This window comes from Amphibacillus sp. MSJ-3 (genome assembly GCF_018919165.1).
Lineage (GTDB): Bacteria > Bacillota > Bacilli > Bacillales > Amphibacillaceae > Amphibacillus.
Map to the genome: position 1 here is coordinate 1 of NZ_JAHLQM010000019.1, position 20902 is coordinate 20902.

At 35.9% G+C, this 20902-nt stretch carries 20 protein-coding genes; all 20 read left to right on the plus strand.

The features are described 5' to 3' along the window. The first annotated feature begins 738 nt into the window (after positions 1 to 738). Entirely contained in the window at positions 739 to 1305 is a 567-nt protein-coding gene (gene lepB / locus KQI76_RS07165) for a signal peptidase I (protein WP_371817665.1), read from the plus strand. A gap of 10 nt (positions 1306 to 1315) precedes the next feature. Further along, entirely contained in the window at positions 1316 to 2164 is an 849-nt protein-coding gene (gene ylqF, locus KQI76_RS07170; protein ID WP_216399645.1) for a ribosome biogenesis GTPase YlqF, read from the plus strand. Between the two features lie 175 nt (positions 2165 to 2339). After that, positions 2340 to 3140 (plus strand): ribonuclease HII, encoded by an 801-nt coding sequence (locus tag KQI76_RS07175; RefSeq protein WP_216399646.1) that lies wholly within the window; start codon positions 2340 to 2342, stop codon positions 3138 to 3140. Beyond that, positions 3121 to 4887: a hypothetical protein gene (locus tag KQI76_RS07180; RefSeq protein WP_216399647.1), complete on the plus strand. Its 1767-nt coding sequence runs from the start codon at positions 3121 to 3123 to the stop codon at positions 4885 to 4887. Before KQI76_RS07175 ends, KQI76_RS07180 begins: the two co-directional genes overlap by 20 nt. Next, positions 4884 to 5159 (plus strand): EscU/YscU/HrcU family type III secretion system export apparatus switch protein, encoded by a 276-nt coding sequence (locus KQI76_RS07185; protein WP_216399648.1) that lies wholly within the window; start codon positions 4884 to 4886, stop codon positions 5157 to 5159. The genes KQI76_RS07180 and KQI76_RS07185 overlap by 4 nt, the downstream gene beginning before the upstream one ends. Before the next feature lie 171 nt (positions 5160 to 5330). After that, the gene (dprA, locus tag KQI76_RS07190; protein WP_216399649.1) at positions 5331 to 6251 is read left to right on the plus strand and encodes a DNA-processing protein DprA; all 921 of its coding nucleotides are present in this window, start codon (positions 5331 to 5333) and stop codon (positions 6249 to 6251) included. Positions 6252 to 6574: 323 nt separating this feature from the next. Next, positions 6575 to 8653, plus strand: coding sequence for a type I DNA topoisomerase (gene topA, locus KQI76_RS07195; protein WP_216399650.1), 2079 nt, complete (start codon positions 6575 to 6577; stop codon positions 8651 to 8653). Positions 8654 to 9041: 388 nt separating this feature from the next. Next, positions 9042 to 9950 (plus strand): tyrosine recombinase XerC, encoded by a 909-nt coding sequence (gene xerC / locus KQI76_RS07200; protein ID WP_371817666.1) that lies wholly within the window; start codon positions 9042 to 9044, stop codon positions 9948 to 9950. Between the two features lie 15 nt (positions 9951 to 9965). Continuing rightward, complete coding sequence (hslV, locus tag KQI76_RS07205) at positions 9966 to 10511, plus strand: ATP-dependent protease subunit HslV (protein WP_216399652.1); 546 nt, start codon at positions 9966 to 9968, stop codon at positions 10509 to 10511. A gap of 22 nt (positions 10512 to 10533) precedes the next feature. After that, positions 10534 to 11931, plus strand: a complete 1398-nt coding sequence (hslU, locus tag KQI76_RS07210) for an ATP-dependent protease ATPase subunit HslU (RefSeq protein ID WP_216399653.1) — start codon at positions 10534 to 10536, stop codon at positions 11929 to 11931. A gap of 30 nt (positions 11932 to 11961) precedes the next feature. Continuing rightward, complete coding sequence (gene codY, locus KQI76_RS07215) at positions 11962 to 12747, plus strand: GTP-sensing pleiotropic transcriptional regulator CodY (protein ID WP_216399654.1); 786 nt, start codon at positions 11962 to 11964, stop codon at positions 12745 to 12747. Between the two features lie 694 nt (positions 12748 to 13441). After that, entirely contained in the window at positions 13442 to 13834 is a 393-nt protein-coding gene (flgB, locus tag KQI76_RS07220) for a flagellar basal body rod protein FlgB (protein ID WP_216399655.1), read from the plus strand. Between the two features lie 2 nt (positions 13835 to 13836). After that, a complete protein-coding gene (gene flgC, locus KQI76_RS07225; protein ID WP_216399656.1) occupies positions 13837 to 14292 on the plus strand; it encodes a flagellar basal body rod protein FlgC in 456 nt (151 codons plus the stop codon). 19 nt (positions 14293 to 14311) lie between these two features. Further along, complete coding sequence (gene fliE, locus KQI76_RS07230) at positions 14312 to 14617, plus strand: flagellar hook-basal body complex protein FliE (RefSeq protein WP_216399657.1); 306 nt, start codon at positions 14312 to 14314, stop codon at positions 14615 to 14617. 535 nt (positions 14618 to 15152) lie between these two features. Beyond that, complete coding sequence (gene fliF, locus KQI76_RS07235; protein WP_216399658.1) at positions 15153 to 16757, plus strand: flagellar basal-body MS-ring/collar protein FliF; 1605 nt, start codon at positions 15153 to 15155, stop codon at positions 16755 to 16757. A gap of 12 nt (positions 16758 to 16769) precedes the next feature. Next, entirely contained in the window at positions 16770 to 17783 is a 1014-nt protein-coding gene (fliG, locus tag KQI76_RS07240; RefSeq protein ID WP_216399659.1) for a flagellar motor switch protein FliG, read from the plus strand. Continuing rightward, entirely contained in the window at positions 17776 to 18540 is a 765-nt protein-coding gene (gene fliH, locus KQI76_RS07245) for a flagellar assembly protein FliH (RefSeq protein ID WP_216399660.1), read from the plus strand. Before fliG ends, fliH begins: the two co-directional genes overlap by 8 nt. Then, entirely contained in the window at positions 18527 to 19834 is a 1308-nt protein-coding gene (gene fliI, locus KQI76_RS07250; protein ID WP_216399661.1) for a flagellar protein export ATPase FliI, read from the plus strand. The genes fliH and fliI overlap by 14 nt, the downstream gene beginning before the upstream one ends. A 5-nt stretch (positions 19835 to 19839) precedes the next feature. Then, positions 19840 to 20286: a flagellar export protein FliJ gene (gene fliJ, locus KQI76_RS07255; protein WP_216399662.1), complete on the plus strand. Its 447-nt coding sequence runs from the start codon at positions 19840 to 19842 to the stop codon at positions 20284 to 20286. Between the two features lie 5 nt (positions 20287 to 20291). Further along, positions 20292 to 20882, plus strand: coding sequence for a MotE family protein (locus KQI76_RS07260; protein ID WP_216399663.1), 591 nt, complete (start codon positions 20292 to 20294; stop codon positions 20880 to 20882). The last annotated feature ends 20 nt before the right edge of the window (positions 20883 to 20902 follow it).

Here is a 20902-nt window from a genome sequence, read left to right on the forward strand (position 1 = left end):
CCTTTTAATTGGTTTTCGTCGACTTAATTATAAAGGAATCTACTGACCTTTTTCTATATAAATGCAAAAAAGGTGTTAGTAAGTTCAAAGAACTCACCAACACCATAAATTATAGAACCTTCTTTTTTAAAATTTAGAACCAGTATTCATTTCGACCTGTAATGGTATTGATGATTCATACGATCAGACATTTTTTAATAAATGGATGTCATTCCTCATCATCAAATTGTCCTTGGTAAGCATGGCTTTTATCGAGTATTTTTATCGCAATTCAACTGTCAGTAAGACTTCCACTTCAATATTTTTAAGGAAACTAAAGATTGTAAGTGGGAGATCAACTGATAGGAAGGGCCCGATTTGTTTAAGGGACTTTAGGTCATCCCCTTGTGGTGCTAACAGATGTTTCGCTGGGACGAGTAACCACAGTCCCAGTCCCAGTCACAGTCCTAGTCCCAATCAGTGGAGATAGGAGGACTCAGACTAAACTCACCAGATCATGTGGTAAATTCTGCATGACCTAGGTCCTATAGGCCCACCTCCCCTTGATTGGAGTTTCACTTTATACATATTAGGAATTATCTAACCTCCCCCAATCTGGGGACACTTGCTCTTTTCCCTAGATAAGTTTAAAATAGTTCAAGTACGTTTTATGATTTTATTAAAAGGGTAAGAGTGTTTAATGATACATAAAAAAATAAAATAACTTTAATTGGTTTGGATGACGGTGGTGAGATGAAGATGACGAAAGAAAAAGAACAAAGTGAATGGGTAGGATGGTTTAAAGCGTTTATTGTCGCTCTTTTATTAGTATGGATTGTTCGAACATTTATAATTATTCCCATAGAAGTTGACGGTCCATCGATGTCCCCAACTCTAATTGATCAAGATTATCTAATAGTTGAAAAAATATCTTATCAATTTTCAAATCCAAAACGTTTCGATATCATTGTTTTTCACGTAACGGAAGACAAAGATTATATTAAAAGAATTATTGGTTTACCAGGAGAAACGGTCGAATATAAGAATGATCAATTGTATATTAATGATCAATTAGTAGAAGAACCCTTTCTTTCAGACTATTTAAGTGAAAATAACTTTTCCTCTCCTTATACGAACAACTTTACCTTAACTGAGGATATTCCTGGCCAACACCAAACGATACCAGAGGGTTATTATTTAGTACTTGGCGATAATCGACAAGATTCAAAAGATAGTCGGATGATTGGGCTAATTCCTAAAGAGAATATTATGGGCAAAGCAAGATTTATTTATTGGCCATTCAATCGAATCAGTTCAGTAAACTAGGGGTGGAAAAATGACAATTCAATGGTTTCCGGGCCATATGGCAAAAGCTAGACGGGAAGTACAAGAAAAACTAAAGTTAGTCGATTTTGTGATAGAGCTTGTTGACGCTAGAGCTCCGGAAGCATCACAAAATCCAATGTTACAAGAAATACTTCAACAAAAACCAAGGATGCAAGTATTAATGAAAGAAGATTTAGCTGATCCGGATCTCACGGTAAGATGGTTGCAACACCTTAATAAGTCAGGTGTTAAGGCAATTGCAGTAGATGTTCAGAATCAGCAAGATATTCAAAATGTGATTAAAACAGCAAAGAGTATGACAGCAGAAAAAATGGCACGATTAGCAAGTAAGGGAGTACGCCCAAGACCGGGACGGGCGATGATTATTGGTATTCCTAATGTTGGTAAATCGACCTTGATCAATCGCTTAGCAAATAAAAAAATTGCTAAAACAGGTGATCGACCAGGAGTAACAACACAACAACAATGGATTAAAGTGAAGAAAGATTTTGAGCTGTTAGATACGCCGGGTATTTTATGGCCGAAGTTTGAAGATAAAATAGTAGGCTATCAATTAGCAGCTATTGGTACCATAAAGGATCAATTACTTTCAATAGAGGATATTGCTCGATTCACCTTAAATCATATTAAGAAATCGTATCCAGATTTATTAATGGACAGATACCAGCTCAAAAACTTTGACGCAAATTTCGAAACAATACTGGAAGAGATCGGTCAACAAAGAGGAGCTCTAGCCCCGGGTGGTAGTGTAGATTTAAATAAAACAGCAGAATTATTTATTCGGGATTTTCGAAATGGAAAGATTGGTCGCATAACTTTAGAGCAACCTAATGATTAATGAAAGAAAAGCGCAAATCATATCTTTGCGCTTTTTAATGTTTTAAACAAGGTCAAGATTGGTCCATTTAAACTAAGGAATTATGTAAATCATTCATGATGATGAAAGATATTTATTCTTAAAACTTATATAAACATGCCGATATTAAGATTAATCGATCAAAGGAGTTTGTCTTATGAGAGATCGTTCAATAGTTGAAATCAAACAATACTTACATGAAGAAGAAGTGGATGAAAAGATACTGAAGGAATTAGCACAAGATCCGAGAAAAGGCGTTCAACAAGCAGTTCAAGTCTATTTAAAGAAACAAGCAAAAGATCGCATTTTGCAAGAACAGTTCCTTACCATGAAAAAGTATGAGCTTTATTATCAAAGTCAAGGAAAAAGATATATTGCAGGAGTTGATGAGGTTGGTAGGGGGCCATTAGCTGGACCAGTGGTGGCAGCTGCTGTTATTCTTCCTAAGAGTTTTTCACTATTAGGCTTGACAGATTCAAAGAAGTTAAGTGCTAAACAGCGGGCTATTTTTGCTCAAGAAATAAAGAAACAGGCAGTCGCAATAGGGATTGGTTTGGTTGATAGTGAAGATATTGACCAAATGAATATTTATCAAGCATCAATTTTGGCAATGGAACGGGCTATAAATGAGTTAGATGTAAGACCAGACCACTTGTTAATAGATGCAGTACCACTTCAAAAAATATCATGTTCAAGCGAGGTCATTATTAAAGGGGATCAAAAGAGCATTTCAATTGCAGCTGCTAGTGTAGTTGCTAAGGTATATCGTGATCAAGTGATGGCTGAATATCATCAGAAATATCCTGATTACCAGTTTGATCAAAACCAAGGTTATGGGACTGCTGGACATCTACAAGGTATAAAAGAATATGGTGTAACGCCCATTCATCGCAAAACATTTGCACCAATCAAAGATTATTTAGAAGGAGGAAAAGATGATGGAATTCCAACTTCGTAATATTTCATCACCTCTTCAAATGATGCTAAGAGATCAAACAAGTAGACCATTAGCTTTAAGACAAGGTCAGGTTATACTTGGGAAAATAACAGACATTTTCCCAGATCACATTGCATCTATCCAGTTTGGTAAAAGTAATATGGTCGCTAAATTAGAAATTCCATTATCTGTTGAGCAAAGTTATTTATTTAAGGTGACCTCCGTTGGCGATTTGCCCCAACTAAAAGTTATGTCATCACTTGGAGCTAATCTATCATTAACTGATCAGATTTTATCCATTCTAGCTGATTTAGAGTTGAATCCGACTAAGGAAAATCAACAGATGGTTCTGGAAATGATCACTAGGCAAATTCCAATTCGGCAAACCGATTTAGAACAAGCTATGTTATTGTTTAAAAACGATCAGAGCCAGGAAATGAAAACATTATTACTTAATATGCTTAATGAAGAACTACCTATTACCGAAACAACACTCCAATCAATCAAAGCTGTTAATTCAAGTTTGGGATTAAATTCACAAATAAAAAATCTATTTAATTCAATGGAAAACAGTTCTATTCTCAGCCAATCGGCACAGCAATTACAAGCTAAATTAGCAACAATCATAAACAAACAACCTACTATTGAAGCTAATTATATAGTGAATCGTGAACAAATAATAAATTCGGAGCTAGGTCAAGAAGCAAAAGGGCCTATTCAAGAGCTAGCTGACCGGGTCCAATTACAGAATCAAAATGTATCAAGTTTAAATTCAAAATTAACAATAGCAAGTGACTCTTTACTTAATCAATTGAATAAACAATTGGCACTATCAGACAAACAGGTCTTTCAATTTAACAAAGTACTTGCTAATCTAAATAATCAACAAATCGAGCCAACGGATAAAGATTTAGCACAGCTTCAAACTTTGCTGAAAAACAATCATGTTGTGACTAAAATAGCCCAACAGTTACCAAATCAGGTGGCTGCATCCTTATATGAGTATATGGATCAAGCTACCCCAGATAAATTATTGGAATTTATTCGCCCATTAACAGAACTTATTCAACTCCAAATTCCAAAGGAAAACAGTCCACAAATTTTTGAACTTTTAAGTCAAATCAATCAAGTAGAGCCAAATTTGTTTCCCGTTAAAGATCAATTTTTTATCCATATGAAAAATTACATGTTAAATAGCGGCCTCGACCTTGAATATAATATATATGAGCATAGTCAGCAATTAAATGAACAACCAATGACGATCAAACAGTTATTGTTGCAGGTCCTTTCTGAACAATCAACTTCGATGAGAGAAACGGAGAATTTATTAAACTTGCTAACAGGACAGCAGTTAACACTGGTGAAAGAGGATGCTAGTTTTCTACATTTATCAACACATATACCAGGCTTATTCGGGATGGAAGAAGATATAGAGATTGAATTTTACAGTCGGAAAGATAGCGAAGAGAAAATAGATACCAATTATTGTCGGATTGCCTTTTATCTTGAACTAGCTCAACTGGGTTCGACAATTATTGATATGAATGTTCAAGATCGAGTTGTTCATTTAACAGTTTATAATGGAGAAGATATTTCCGAATCACTCGATCAACATAAAGGTTTGGTCAAAGAAGGTTTAGCTAGATTGAACTACCAGCTATCAACCATTAGTTATAAAGCTCTTCCAAATGATCGAGGAGATTTCATGATTCAACCAGAACGAAGCCAAAAAGGTTTTAAGCACAGTAGTTTGGATGTGAGAGTATGAATAATGAATTTCAATATAAAAAGGCAGTTGCCTTACAATATGATCAGGAAAAAGCACCATCACCTATAGTTAAAGCTAAAGGACAAGGCTACCTTGCTGAAGAAATATTAAAACGTGCGAAAGAATCAGGTATCCCTATTCAAGAAGATAAAAGTTTAGTTGAAGTTTTAAGCCAATTGAATATTAATGAACGGATTCCAGAAGAACTTTATCAAGCTGTAGCAGAAGTCTTTGCTTATATATATAAGGTTGATCAAAGTAAAAAGAAATAAAGACAACTCAGCAGGATTATCCAGCTGAGTTGTAGAATTTATAGTAGAAATTATTTGACCCCGACAGAAGCCTCCCATTTTAAATTTTGTGATTAATTAAGTGGTGAGTAGTTCGAGATTGATCAAGTAAGATAAGTTAAAATCAAAATGATTAAAAAAGGAGTGTATGTATTGACTTCCCCACGAAATCGCCTCATCTATCTTGCACAAAGTCCATTAGCAACAAGAACCCTATTACATAAAATAATCAGAATAGATCCAACATGCTCACAAATCTTTGATAACTCCACTAAGGATCTGATAAGTATTTACCATCTTCCTCAAGAAAAAGCAGAACAATTCCATTCATATATTCAATTATATCAGGACAATCATTCAATACTAAAGAAATTAGCTGAATTTAAAATATGGACCATCTTAGATCATGATTATCCGATCTTATTAAAGATAATTCCTGATCCACCAGTTATAATATATGGTTTAGGTAATCCTGATTATTTCAAACATTTGCCGTCACTAGCTGTAGTTGGAACAAGACATCCGAGCCAATATGCTAAACAACATATGTATCAATTGTTGAAACCATTAATTGATCAAGAGTGGCTATTCGTGAGTGGAATGGCGAAAGGGATTGATGGTTATGCGCATCGCATTGCAGATTACTATAATGGAAGGACAATCGCAGTTTTGGCTGGCGGATTAGATCATCCTTACCCAGCACAACATCTTGAATTATTTAATCGTTTAGCTAAGAATCACCTCGTTATTTCAGAATATCCACCTCAAGTAAGACCAGAACGCTATCATTTTCCAGAGCGTAATCGTTTAATTAGTGGATTATCATTTGCAACACTTGTTGTTGAAGCACAAGAAAGAAGCGGGTCATTAATAACGGCTGATCAAGCATTAGAACAGGGAAGAGAAGTAATGGCAGTACCAGGTGATATCAATTTTCAACAAGTAAAAGGCTGTCACAGGCTCATTCAAAATGGAGCAAAATTAATACAAAATACCTATGATATTATTGAGGAATGGGAAAGAACTAGACACATTTGGCAACAAATATTAATGGAATCCAACCCTTTTCGTTAATTAAAGGACCAATTAAATTTCGATAAATTTGACAAATGAGTAGAAAGTATTTAATAATAATGAAAGTTTAATTTTTAAGCTAACGAAGGATAAAGTTTAATATCTATTCGTGGGGGCGAAAATCACTTATTAAATAAATATGAAGGATTTATGATACTAAATTAAGTTTCTTTCTTATGTTGAGCCCTAGTTCTAAAGAAATAAAGCTATGATAATATATCAATAGTCAGAGAAACAAGGTATTTATCCTAGCAAGTAGATAAATACAGGTTTTTCTAATATGAAATTAACAAATAAAAAACAGACCTCTTGGAGGGAAAGTAATGTCAGATTATTTAGTAATTGTTGAATCACCGGCAAAAGCCAAAACAATTGAACGCTATCTTGGGAAAAAGTATACAGTCAAAGCGTCAATGGGGCATGTTCGTGATTTACCAAAAAGTAAAATGGGAATAGATTTTGATAATAACTACAATCCTCATTATATAACGATTCGAGGAAAAGGCCCTGTTTTAAAGGAATTAAAAACGGCAGCTAAAAAAGCGAAGAAAGTTTATCTTGCAGCTGACCCTGATCGCGAAGGAGAGGCTATTGCGTGGCATTTGGCTCATAGTTTAAATGTTGATCCAAACTCTGATTGTCGAGTTGTTTTTAATGAAATTACAAAGGAAGCTGTTAAGGAATCATTTAAACACCCGCGTCAAATAAATATGGATCTTGTTGATGCTCAACAGGGACGTCGCATTTTAGATCGACTTGTAGGGTACAATATTAGCCCATTATTATGGAAGAAAGTAAAAAAAGGATTGAGTGCTGGCCGGGTACAATCTGTTGCGGTTAAAATGATAATTGATCGGGAAAATGAAATTAAAAATTTTAAACCGGAAGAATATTGGTCGATTGATGGTCAGTTTTTAGCAAATAAAGAACCATTTGAGGGTTACTTTTATAGTTTAGATGGAAAAAAGACTAAGTTAATAAATAAGGAAGCTGTTGATGAAATCTTACAACGGATCCCGGAGAAAAACTTTAAAGTTAGCAAAGTGACAAAGACGGAGCGTAAACGCAATCCAGCACTACCATTTACAACCTCTTCATTACAACAGGAGGCAGCCCGGAAATTGAATTTTCGAGCACGTAAAACAATGATGTTGGCCCAGCAATTATATGAAGGTATTGACTTAGGAAAAAAAGATGGTGGAATTACTGGACTCATCACTTACATGCGTACTGATTCAACACGGATCTCAGATATCGCTCGTACAGAGGGACGACAATATATTACGGAACAATTTGGTAAGGAGTTTTTAGGTGTAACAAGAAAAACAAAGAACCAAGAAAATGCTCAAGATGCCCATGAAGCGATTCGACCAACATCAGCATTTCGAGAGCCCAGCACATTAAAATCTGTTTTATCCCGGGATCAATATCGCCTTTATAAACTAATCTGGGATCGATTTATTGCAAGTTTAATGGCTCCAGCTGTAATGGATACAATGACAGTGCAATTAGAACAAAATGGTGTAGGGTTTCGTTCGACAGGTTCTAAGATAAAATTTAAGGGTTTTATGAAGATATATATTGAGGGAAATGATGATAATGAAAAAGAAGAGCACAAGTTATTACCTTCGCTAGAAGAAGGAATGATTGTCAAGGCTGATAAAATCGTACCTAATCAGCATTTTACTCAACCACCACCAAGATATACAGAGGCACGTTTAGTAAAAACAATGGAGGAAAAGGGGATTGGTCGTCCATCAACATATGCTCCTACTTTAGATACTATTCAACGGCGTGGTTATGTCACACTTGATAATAAAAGGTTTGTTCCGACAGAGTTAGGTGAGATTGTTATTGATCTTGTGGTAGAATTTTTCCCTAAAGTCATTGATATTGACTTTACTGCTAAAATGGAGAATGATCTTGATGCTATTGAGGCAGGAACGCATGATTGGGTTGAGATTATCGATAGCTTTTATCAAGACTTTGAAAAAAGCCTGAAAATTGCAGAAGATGAAATGGAAAAAATCGAAATTAAAGATGAGCCAGCTGGAGAAAAGTGTGAGAAGTGTGGGCATGAGATGGTTTATAAAATGGGGAGATACGGTAAATTTATGGCCTGTTCTAATTTCCCGGAATGTCGAAATACTAAAGCTATCTTGAAAGAAATAGGTGTTGTATGTCCAAAATGTAAAAAAGGTCAAATCGTTGAACGGAAATCAAAAAAACGGCGAACTTTTTATGGCTGTGATCAATATCCAAAATGCGACTTCGTATCATGGGATAAACCTGTTCCCCGTAAGTGTCCAAAATGTAATGAACAATTAGTTGAGAAGAAAGTCAAAAAAGGTGTAAGTATTCAATGTATTGCCTGTGACTATAAAGAAGAAACACAACAATAACTAAACTGTACACTTGCTTTTTGTCAAGTGTACAGTTTTTTAAATAAAGTGAAACTTCAATCAGTAGGGATTGAGTCTACAAGATCTAGATCTTGTAGACTTTACCACCGGACCTGGTGGGTTTAGTTTGCCACCTCCTACCTCCACTGATTGGGACTGGGACTTACGGTTACTCGTCCCACTGAAATAATTTACTGTAATAAAATAATTGACTTTTATTAAAGCTAAGTCTATAATTTTTGGACGGTAAGTAAATTTGCTTGACGAATATTTGTTGTGATATGATATAAATATGTAAATGATTCTGAACTTTATTATTATTCGGTAAATAAGTTGCGTAATTAATAACAATATGGTACGGTTTAATCGCCTGCATTAATGAGGTGTAATGATGGATGACAGTGAGATTCAGAAACAGTTTAGTCTATATTTAGAAGTTGAGAAAAATGTTTCAGCTTATACTTTGGAGTATTACAACCAGGACATTACTGTTTTTGTAAACTTTTTAAATCTAGAAAATGTAGGGAGTTTTGATGAGGTTGATGATAGAGTTGTCCGGTATTTTCTTACTTATCTCTATCAACAGAAGTTAAGTAGAAAAAGTGTCTCAAGGAAAATTTCTAGTTTGAGAACCTTTTATCGTTTTTTAGAACGGGAAAATATAACGACACATAACCCTTTTTTGTCAATTTCATTACCCAAATCTGAACAAGTACTACCAGATTTCTTATATGAAGAAGAGTTAGCAGAATTATTTACAGTAAATGATCTGACTACGCCAATTGGACAAAGAAATCAAGCTTTGCTAGAACTTCTGTATGCAACTGGTATCCGAGTAAGTGAATGTGTTAACTTAACTTTGGATGCTATTGATTTTTCTCTGCAAACGATATTGGTCATGGGAAAAGGTAGGAAAGAACGTTACATACCTTTTGGTTCTTTTGCTGAAAGGGCATTACATCAATATATTAATGACGGAAGAGAACAACTATTAAAGAAAAGTAAAGAAGGGACGAATATCCTTTTCCTAAATGCAAGAGGAAAGCCAATTACGGCGCGTGGTATTCGGTTTGTACTAAATAAAATAGTTGATGAAGCTGCTATGACGATCAACCTTCATCCTCATACCTTGCGCCATACATTTGCAACACATATGCTAAATGAAGGCGCTGATTTACGAAGTGTTCAGGAATTGTTAGGTCATGATCATCTTTCTTCAACGCAGGTCTATACTCACGTAACAAAGGATCGTTTGAAGGGTGTATATATGAAAACGCATCCAAGAGCGAAGAAATAGTAATGAGGTGAGCAAATGGAATCACAATTTCATGCAACAACGATATTTGCCATCCATCACAATAATCAGTGTGCAATGAGTGGTGATGGTCAAGTGACAATGGGAAATTCTGTTGTTATGAAACATAAGGCAAGAAAGGTCCGCCGACTTTTTAAGGGGCAGGTGCTAGCTGGATTTGCAGGCTCAGTAGCAGATGCCTTTACTTTATTTGAGAAGTTTGAAGTCAAGCTCGAAACTTATAATGGGAATTTAGAACGCTCTGCAGTTGAATTAGCTAAAGAATGGCGGAGTGATAAGATGCTTCGTAAATTAGAAGCAATGTTAATTGTTATGGATAAAGAAAAGCTTTTCCTAGTTTCAGGAACTGGAGAGGTAATTGAGCCAGATGACGGTGTACTTGCCATCGGCTCTGGTGGTAACTATGCACTTGCAGCTGGGCGAGCGTTGAAGCGTTATAGCCCTGAGAAAACAGCAAGTGAAATAGCTCGGTCAGCTTTAGAGATTGCTAGTGAGATTTGTGTTTACACAAATGACCAAATTATTTTAGAAAAACTTGACTAACAGTAAGTTGGGAGGTGGTGAGTTGAGAGTAGATCTTTCACCCAAGGAAATTGTCAAGGAGCTTGATCAATATATTGTTGGTCAAAATCAAGCAAAGAAATCTGTTGCTATAGCATTAAGAAATCGAATGCGTCGTATGAAAATTGATGATCAATTCAGAGAAGAGGTTGTCCCAAAAAATATTTTAATGATTGGACCGACCGGTGTTGGGAAAACAGAAATTGCTAGAAGATTAGCTAAATTGGTAGGGGCTCCCTTTGTTAAAGTAGAAGCAACCAAGTTCACAGAAGTAGGTTATGTTGGTCGGGATGTAGAATCAATGATCCGAGATTTAGTAGAGATGTCCATTCGCATGGTTAAACAAGAAAAGATGGCAGAAGTCCAATCAAAAGCAGAACAAATTGCCAATCAGGAACTAGTAAAGTTACTCGTTCCATTAACAAAGAAACAATCAAATCATCTAAAAAATCCATTTGAAGTTTTCTTTCAACAAACTGAAGAAGAGAAGGATTTAGAGGATGACGCAAATATAAACGAAGATAAATTAAAAAAACGAAAACAAGTTGAACACCAGTTGGCACTTGGAGAACTAGAAGATACAATAGTCACTGTAGAAGTTGAAGAATACCAACATTCAATGTTCGATATGATCCAAGGAACCGGAATGGAACAAATGGGAATTAACATGCAGGACATGTTTGGTCAGTTCATGCCTAAAAAGATGAAAAAGCGAAGACTTCCAGTGAGCGAAGCACGTAAACTACTTACTCAACAGGAAGCTCAAAAGTTAATTGATATGGAAGAGGTAACACAAATTGCCCTCGATCGAGTTGAGCAAACAGGTATGGTTTTTATTGACGAAATTGATAAAGTAGCCGGTAAAAGTGAAGGCCAAGTTGATGTTTCGCGTGAAGGTGTTCAACGCGATATCCTACCAATTATTGAAGGTTCAACGGTTGTGACTAAGTATGGTCCGGTTAAGACTGACCATATTCTGTTTATTGCTGCGGGAGCCTTCCACATGACCAAGCCATCTGATTTAATTCCAGAGCTTCAAGGTCGCTTTCCGATCAGGGTTGAATTAGAGAAGCTTTCAGTAGATGATTTTAAGCGGATTTTATCGGAACCATCGAATGCTTTGCTAAAACAGTACCAAGCCTTATTAAAAACAGAGGATATAGATGTTGTTTTTACGGATGATGCGATTACTCGAATTGCCGAGATCGCCTATGAAGTAAATCAGGAAACAGATAATATTGGTGCTAGACGTTTGCATACCATTTTAGAAAAATTATTGGAAGATTTATTGTTTGAGGCTAATGATATAACCATGCCAACAATCAATATAACCCCACAGTATGTAGATGAAAAATTAAAGGCAATTGTAAAAAACCGTGATTTAAGTCAATATATTTTGTAAAAGCGGTAGTAAAGGAAACGGAGGAGTAACATGGAACTGTTAGAGCGGGTAAGAAAAATAAACTCAATATTACAGGGTGCAACAACTAAAACAGTGAACTTTAACCAGATGGCGGTTACATTACAGGAGATTATTGGGGCAAATATTTTTGTCGTGAGTAGAAAGGGTAAGTTAATAGGGTTTTCGATTAACCAAAAGATTGAAAATCCACGAATGAAGGCAATGCTTGAGGAAAGACAATTTCCTGAAGTATACACGGAAAGTCTATTTAATATTCATACGACAACTGCGAATATCGGTATAGACAGTCCTTATACGGCTTTTCCTGTTGAAAATAAAGATTTATTTAAAGAAGGGTTAACTACGATCGTACCAATCATAGGTAGTGGTGAACGATTAGGGACATTAATCTTAAGCCGATTAGATACAGTTTTTAATAATGATGATCTATTATTAGCTGAATATGGTGCTACTGTTGTAGGTATGGAAATCCTTCATCAAAAGTCAGAAGAAATTGAAAAAGAAGCACGATCTAAAGCAGTTGTTCAAATGGCGATTAGCTCATTGTCCTATAGTGAATTAGAAGCAATTGAACACATATTCGATGAACTAGATGGTAAGGAAGGTTTGTTGGTTGCGAGTAAAATTGCCGATCGAGTGGGTATTACAAGATCTGTAATTGTTAATGCTTTACGTAAATTAGAAAGTGCAGGAGTAATTGAATCACGTTCGTTAGGAATGAAAGGTACTTATATCAAAGTTTTGAATGATAAGTTCCTTTATGAACTTGAAAAGCTGAAAGCAGAAGGAAATTAAAAAAGCCTTGCATGAATTTTTCATGCAAGGCTTTTTTGACTGTAAAATATATGACGTTAGTGAAGAAAAATCAGATTTCTCATGGGATGGGGAATGTGATGGAAATTCACTAACGTCATTTTTGATTTCATAATAAAAAAACAGGAGCTGTGACGCCTCATGACAAATCTTGATTTTAATGCCCGGGAAAGTATTTTACATAGTCTAAAGAAGCCAGGTCCTGTGATAGGGTCTGCGTGATTTAGGTCTTCTAGGCCCCCTGATTGAAGTCTCACTTTATAGACTAATGTGATAGGAATTTAGTATCCCTATTAAGAGACGTTAGACCTAACTCACATACTAAAAAACTTTTAGTGGAATTAATATAGTCTCATAGTACTATGTTTTTGTAAAGGATTGATTAATTTTGACATAAAAAATCGATTTTTGTTGGCTTTTTAAATTGTTTGTGTATAATAAAACATGAGGATCTTACCAAATTTCTTTATGACCAAATATTTAATTGGGCAAATAGTATGACAATTTAACCTTTTATTAATAACTTTTGTCGGAATTTTATATATTCTAGTGACAACTACCCTTATTTCTAATACAATTAGTTTGAATTATGATAGAAAAGACTAGGATTTATTTCAGAAAGATAGTCGGATCTTCTTAGCGGAAATAGTCAAATATACACAAAGGAGGTAGAAAAGTGTCGATATTCGGAAGTTCAATTGACAATCTACACCATGGTTTGGATTATGCTTTTGTGAAAAACGAAGCAATCTCCAACAATTTAGCTAATATAAGCACAACTAACTATAAAGCAAAATCTGTTGAGTTTAAAAGTCTATTAGAACAAGAAAAAGGTGGACAATTTCAGGCTAAATTGACAAATCCACGCCATATAGACTTTAGTCAAGCGACAAAAGGCTTTAAGATTCATGTGAATAATAACACGCAATATAACCATAACGGTAACAATGTTGATATAGATAAGGAAATGGTTGAACTTGGTAACAACCAGATTTATCAACAGGCATTGGTTGAAAGGTTAAATGGTAGTTTTAGCACATTACAAAATCTTATACGTGGAGGAAGTTAGAAATGAGTATATTTAATAGTATTAATAGTAGTGGATCAGCTTTAACTGCTCAAAGGTTGAGAATGGATGTTATCTCATCAAATATTGCGAATGCAGAAACAACTCGAGCTAGACTTAATGAAAACGACGAATTTGAACCGTATCGACGGAAGACTGTTCGTTTTCAGGAAAATGGCCAGTCATTTTCCACTCAATTAAGCCGAGTAAAAAGTAACCAGGCTAATATGAGTAAAGGTGTAAAGGTAACAGCGATTGTTGAGGATGATGAGCCTTTTACACTAGTGTATAATCCGTCGCATCCAGACGCTGGTGATGATGGGTATGTCCAAATGCCTAATGTTGATCCATTGCAAGAAATGGTAGATTTGATGAGTGCAACTAGATCATATGAGGCAAATATAACAGCACTAAATGCCTCACAAAGTATGTTAACAAAAACTCTGGAAATAGGCAGATAATACAGAAAGGGTGAACATAGTGAGCATAGATCTTCAAGCCTTACAATCAATCCAGCCAACATCTTACATAAATAGATTGAATAAAACTGAAAATAGCTCTACTGACAATCAATTTTCAAATCAGCTTAAACAAGCGCTTGAACAGTTAAATAATGCTCAGCTTGAGACGGAAATGAAAACAGAAATGTTAGTTAATGGTCAAATCGACCAACTACATGACGTGATGATTGCAGCTCAGAAATCATCATTATCGATGAGTTTGGCCGTTGAAGTGCAAAGTAAAGTAATCGATGCTTACAATGAAATGATGAGAATGCAAGTATAAAATGAAACTTTAATCAGTGAAAGTTGGACCTATAGGAACTAGGTCATGTAGACATTACTACAGGACCTTGTGGGTTTAGTTTGCCTTCCTATATCCCCATTGATTGGGACTGGGACTGTGGTTACTCGTCCCATCGAAGTAATTTGCGGTTACTCGTTACACCGGAAACATTTGTTACTATCACAAGGGGATGACCTAAAGGCCATTGAACCAATCAAGCTGTTACTGCCAGTTGATCTACCACCTACAATACTTAGTTTCCTTCGAATGCTAGAGTGGGAGTCTTACTGATAGTTACACTGCGATAAAGTGAAACTTCAATCAGTGGGGAGGACCTATAGGACCTGGTAAGTATAGTCTGTCTTCCTATATCCCCACTGATCGTTAGTTGAACCAATCGGGCCGTTACTGTCAGTTGATCTACCACTTACAATACTTAGTTTCCTTCGAATGCTAGAGTGGGAGTCTTATTGACAGTTACACTGCGATAAATCAAAGCACTTCAATTGAAAGTTGTTTGGTATGGAGGCACATAATGAAAGAAAAACTGAATCAGTATAAAGATAAATTTATTGAAACTTGGAATGCAAGAACTAAAAAGGAAAAAGGACTTATACTTTCTTCTATTTTAATTTTTTTAATCATTGTTGTTGGAGGTAGTCTGTTTGCTACTAGAACAACAATGGTTCCGTTATATAGTAATTTGTCATTGCAAGAAGCGGGTCAAATTAAAGAGGAACTCGATTTAAGAGGTGTACAAAATGAAGTTAGTGATTCTGGAACGACTATTCATGTGCCAGAAAATATGGCAGATAGTTTGCTAGTTGAATTAGCAGCACAGGGTATCCCGCAAAGTGGCGGCATTGACTATTCCTTTTTCAGTGAAAACAGCTCTTGGGGTGTGACAGATAACGAATTTGATATTATCAAATTAGATGCTATGCAGACAGAATTAGCGGACCTTATTACTAGTATAGAGGGAATTGAGCAGGCTAATGTCATGATTAGTATGCCACAACAGCAAATTTTTGTGAGTGATGAGGCAGAAGAAGGAACGGCATCCATCGTCATAAGTGTTGCCCCTGGACATCATTTTGAATCAGAACAAATTAATGCACTTTATCATCTTGTTTCTAAATCAGTTCCCAATCTCCCTGTAGAGAATATCGGTATTTTAGATCAGAATTTTAATTACTACGATATGGAAAATAGCAATACCTATACAAACGGAGATGTTTATGCGTCACAACAAGCGATTAAACAAGATATCGAGCGTGACATTCAACGTCGCGTTCAACAAATGTTAGCTACAATGATTGGATCAGATAAAGTTGTGACTTCAGTAACAGCGGATATTGATTTCACTCAAGAGAACCGTGTTGAACAGCTAGTTGAACCTGTTAGCGAAGAAATTGAGGGTTTGCCTGTTAGTATTGAAAATATTCATGAAAGTTATTCTGGGGAGGGAGCCCTAGAAGCACAGGTTGGTGTTGGTGAGGAAGATATCGCTAATTATCCAGCTGGTGATGGTGGTGATGGTGAATATGAATTAATTCAAGACTCAATTAATTATGAATTTAATCGTATCCAACGTGAAATTAATGAAAGTCCATATAAAATTAGAGACCTAGGGATTCAAGTAGCTGTAGATAATCGAAAGGATTCGGTAGGGGAAAATGGTGAACTTGAATTGTTAACACCTGCTGAACAAGCAAATGTGGAATTAGGAATTGCCTCCATTTTGGATTCAATTATCGAAACGACAGTCGATGATTCCTATCTTAGTGAGGGTGATCTTGATGCTAGCCCAAATACTTCAATAGTATTTCAAGAGTTCAGTGGAATCGATACACCAGAACAGCCAACTACAGTAGGACTTCCTTTGTGGGCGATAATCCTTGGTGGAGTTTTATTACTCTTAATTATTATTCTTATCATCTTATTAGTCCGTGGACGACAACAAGTTGAGGATGAATTTGCCTATACAACAGAGCTTGAGGAAATTGAAACGGAAATTCCAGAGATGGATGAACCTGAAGATACAGATAGTACAATCAAAAGAAAACAGCTTGAAAAAATGGCAAAAGATAAGCCGGATGAATTTGCTAAATTATTACGTACATGGATTTCAGAGGATTAGGGGGAGAGCTGAATGGCTAGACAAAAAAATGTACTTACCGGTCGCCAAAAAGCAGCGATTCTGCTTATTTCACTTGGTCCCGATGTATCAGCACAAATATACAAACATTTAACAGAAGAAGAAATTGAAAAGTTAACTTTAGAGATATCTTCAGTAAAAAAGGTAGAGTCAGAGCAAAAAGAAGTGGTTATGGAACAATTCCATCAAATAGCGTTAGCGCAAGATTATATTTCCCAAGGTGGGATTAGCTATGCTAAAACTGTGTTGGAAAAAGCAGTCGGCAGTGATGAAGCACAAAAGATTATTGCACGCTTAACATCTTCATTACAAGTCAAGCCGTTTGATTTTGCACGGAAGTCAGATCCGGCTCAAATCTTAAACTTTATCCAAAATGAGCATCCGCAAACAATCGCTTTAGTCCTTTCATATTTAGATAATGAGCAAGCGGGTCAAATTTTATCTGAATTACCACAAGAAATGCAAGCGGACGTAGCAAAACGGATCGCTTTAATGGATTCTACTTCTCCAGAGATTATTTATGAGGTAGAGCAAATCTTGGAACAAAAGTTATCTTCTACGGTTACGCAAGACTATACACAAACAGGTGGTATTCAAGCAGTTGTAGAAGTGTTGAATGGTGTAGACAGAAGTACAGAACGAACGATTCTAGATGCGCTTGAAGTTCAGGATCCTGAATTAGCTGAGGAGATCAAGAAACGAATGTTCATCTTCGAAGATATTGTTACGTTGGATAATCGAGCGATTCAACGTGTTATTCGTGATGTCGAAAACGATGACTTACGTTTATCACTTAAGGTTGCTAGTGAGGAAGTTCAAGAGATTATCTTCAGTAACATGTCAACAAGAATGGCTGAAACCTTTAAAGAAGAAATGGAATATATGGGACCCGTTCGACTTCGCGATGTAGAAGAAGCACAACAACGTATTGTTGCAACCATTCGCCGATTGGAAGAAGTGGGAGAGATAGTCATTGCTCGTGGTGGAGGAGATGATGTGATTGTCTGATCTTCATCATAAAAAACAAATGAAGCAAATTAAGCTAAGACCTATCTCTACTTCTCACACGGAGGAGTCGAATGATCTTGTACCCCAACAAAAAGACGATCAGCTGAAAATACTATTGAATCAAATTAACCATGCAGAGGATCAATTAAAACAGATTAATCAAGAAATAGTGACCAAACGTAATGCAATTGATCGTGAATTGACAGAGGCAAGGGAAGAATGGCAACGAGAAAGAGAAATTTTAATTGAAGAAACGAAGACATCAGCTTTTGAACAGGGTTATCAAGATGGCCTTAACCAAGGACTAGAGTCGGTTCGAGATAAAATTTCTCAAGCAGATCAAATCGTAGAAATAGCAAGAAGCGAAGAAGAAAAAATCATTGAACAAAGTGAAGCTATCATTTTAGAACTTGCAATAAAAATAGCAGAAAAAATTGTTGCTGTAGAAATCAATGAAAATGATGCGTTTTTTACAATGGTTAGACAAGCAATTGGGGAGGTTCATAGCCAACCATCAATTAAAATCTATACAAGTATCGATGATTATCATTTATTAACAGATCATCGGGATCAATTAATGACTTTAATCGATCCCGAGATCGTCCTCTCGATCCATCCAGTAGATGAGATGAAACAAGGTGATTGTGTGATAAAAACACCTTATTCAAAGTTAGACGTGTCAGTCGATCACCAATTAGCAAAGATAAAAACACGATTGACCGAAGTTATGGAGGAAATCAAACGTGAACATCAATAGCTACATAGAAGCGATTGATCGAATCGATTCATACACAAGATTTGGAAAAATAAAACGTGTCGTTGGCTTGATGATTGAATCGGTTGGACCTGCAGTAAATATCGGTAATGTCTGTTATATTCATCCAGATAGGGGTGAGAAAATTATGGCAGAAGTCGTTGGGTTTACAGATGAGAATGTATTATTGATGCCATATTCACAGATTACTGATATTGGTCCAGGAAGCTTAGTAGAAGCGACTGATCAATCTTTAATGGTTAAAGTAGGAAAGGGACTTATTGGTCAAGTGATCGATGCACTAGGTCAACCCTTAGATCAATCAGCACTACCATTGGGCCTAAAGAGTGTTAGAACAGAACAAACACCACCAAATCCACTGCAACGACCACGAATATTGGAACCTATTGAATTAGGAGTAAAAACTCTCGATACGATGTTGACTGTAGGAAAGGGACAGCGGGTTGGTATTTTTGCTGGAAGTGGTGTTGGAAAGAGTACTTTACTCGGAATGATTGCGCGAAACAGCGAAGCAGATGTCAATGTCATTGCCTTAGTTGGTGAACGAGGTCGGGAAGTAAAAGAGTTTATCGAGAAGGATTTAGGAACAGAGGGTTTGAAAAGGTCAATTGTCGTTGTTGCAACCTCTGATCAACCGGCATTAATGCGGATAAAAGGTGCATATACCGCAACTGCGATTAGTGAGTATTTTAGAGATTTAGGTTATAACGTAAATCTGATGATGGATTCAGTTACACGTGTAGCAATGGCTCAACGTGAAGTAGGTTTAGCAACTGGAGAGCCTCCAACAACAAAAGGGTATCCACCTTCTGTTTTTGCTTTATTACCAAAGCTCTTAGAACGAACAGGTACAAGTGATAAAGGGACTATTACGGCTTTTTATACGGTTTTAGTTGACGGGGACGACTTAAATGATCCAATCGCCGATACAACACGTGGTATTCTTGATGGTCACTTTGTTTTAGATCGAAAGTTAGCGGAACAAGCGCAATTCCCTGCGATAAATGTCTTGAAATCAATTAGTCGGGTAATGCCCCAAATTACAACAGCAGATGAACAGAAATTAGCAAATGAAATGCGGCTGCTCTTATCAACATACGAGGAAAATTATGAACTTATTCAAATCGGTGCATATAAAAAAGGAACCAGTCCTCAAGTTGATCGGGCAATTCAATTACAACCAAAGATCATTTCATTTTTAAAACAAAATATTGATGAAAAATGTACAAGATCAGAAGCAGTAGACTTAATGAAGTCAGTGTTAAATGGAGGATAAGCAAGATGGCCACAGTAGAAGCTTTCAATAAAATCTTAAATCATCAAGAGCAGTTAAAGGACCAGGCTCAACTCGCTTATAGACAGGCACTTAATGATTTTGAAAAAAGTGCTGAAAAGCTCCTTCTACTATTACAAAAAAAAGAACAGGTCGAAAAAGAATACTATTATTACTTGTCATCTTCTGGGACAGTAACAACCTTAGCAACTCATTATGCTTTTATTGAACAGATCAAAGAAAGAATTCATTATGTGCAAATCGAAGTGAATCAAAAGCGGGCAGTGATGGAGAAAAAACGCGACCTGCTTACTGAAGCACATATTGAAGTGAAGAAATTCGAAAAAATTATTGAGAAAAAGCATCAAAAAGTTCAAGAAAAAGAAAAGTATCTAGAAAACCAAACAATGGATGAAATTTCGACCAGACAGTATTTTAATCATGAAAACAGGTGATAAAGATGGCACAAATCTCAAATCAATCAAATGAAACTAAGAAAATAACTTTTTTACAATGGATATTTCTAATTATTATTCCATTAATTTTAGCCATCTCAATAGTGTTTATTGTCCTATCACTATTGGATTTAAATCCAATTGATAAAACTAAGGAATTTGCAAATAAAATCCCGGTTATTAATCATTTTGTTACGACAGAAGCAGAGGGTGAATTTGAACGAAAAGAGAAGCAATATCAAAAGCGAATTAATGAGCTTGAGAGCGAAATAGAAATATTAGAGTCAGATTTAATCATTAGTTCAACAGAAGTTGATCAATTAACTCAGGAGATGGCTCGATTAAATAAGCAAGTTGAGAACTTCAAAGACGAGTCCCCTATAGAAGACGAAGGGGATGAAGATAATCAAATAACTGCATTAATCGATACTTATCAAGAAATGGCTGCAAAAAAGGCAGCGCCAATATTAACAAATATGAGTAATTCTGTTGCCCTTAGCATTTTACAGGGAATTGACGAGGAACAGCGAGCAGCTATCTTAAGTGCGATGGATCCTGAGCATGCCGCAAAGTTAACTGAACAGTTGCTTGATTAATTCATCATAGGCTAAAAGTT

What these genes read in the sequence shown, in the direction of transcription:
- hslV (WP_216399652.1), top strand. Translation starts at nt 9,966, where the DNA reads ATGGAATCACAATTTCATGCAACAACGATATTTGCCATCCATCACAAT.
- KQI76_RS07175 (WP_216399646.1), top strand. Translation starts at nt 2,340, where the DNA reads ATGAGAGATCGTTCAATAGTTGAAATCAAACAATACTTACATGAAGAA.
- fliG (WP_216399659.1), top strand. Translation starts at nt 16,770, where the DNA reads ATGGCTAGACAAAAAAATGTACTTACCGGTCGCCAAAAAGCAGCGATT.
- codY (WP_216399654.1), top strand. Translation starts at nt 11,962, where the DNA reads ATGGAACTGTTAGAGCGGGTAAGAAAAATAAACTCAATATTACAGGGT.
- KQI76_RS07185 (WP_216399648.1), top strand. Translation starts at nt 4,884, where the DNA reads ATGAATAATGAATTTCAATATAAAAAGGCAGTTGCCTTACAATATGAT.
- KQI76_RS07180 (WP_216399647.1), top strand. Translation starts at nt 3,121, where the DNA reads ATGGAATTCCAACTTCGTAATATTTCATCACCTCTTCAAATGATGCTA.
- flgC (WP_216399656.1), top strand. Translation starts at nt 13,837, where the DNA reads ATGAGTATATTTAATAGTATTAATAGTAGTGGATCAGCTTTAACTGCT.
- topA (WP_216399650.1), top strand. Translation starts at nt 6,575, where the DNA reads ATGTCAGATTATTTAGTAATTGTTGAATCACCGGCAAAAGCCAAAACA.
- fliJ (WP_216399662.1), top strand. Translation starts at nt 19,840, where the DNA reads ATGGCCACAGTAGAAGCTTTCAATAAAATCTTAAATCATCAAGAGCAG.
- lepB (WP_371817665.1), top strand. Translation starts at nt 739, where the DNA reads ATGACGAAAGAAAAAGAACAAAGTGAATGGGTAGGATGGTTTAAAGCG.
- xerC (WP_371817666.1), top strand. Translation starts at nt 9,042, where the DNA reads ATGATGGATGACAGTGAGATTCAGAAACAGTTTAGTCTATATTTAGAA.
- ylqF (WP_216399645.1), top strand. Translation starts at nt 1,316, where the DNA reads ATGACAATTCAATGGTTTCCGGGCCATATGGCAAAAGCTAGACGGGAA.
- fliF (WP_216399658.1), top strand. Translation starts at nt 15,153, where the DNA reads ATGAAAGAAAAACTGAATCAGTATAAAGATAAATTTATTGAAACTTGG.
- KQI76_RS07260 (WP_216399663.1), top strand. Translation starts at nt 20,292, where the DNA reads ATGGCACAAATCTCAAATCAATCAAATGAAACTAAGAAAATAACTTTT.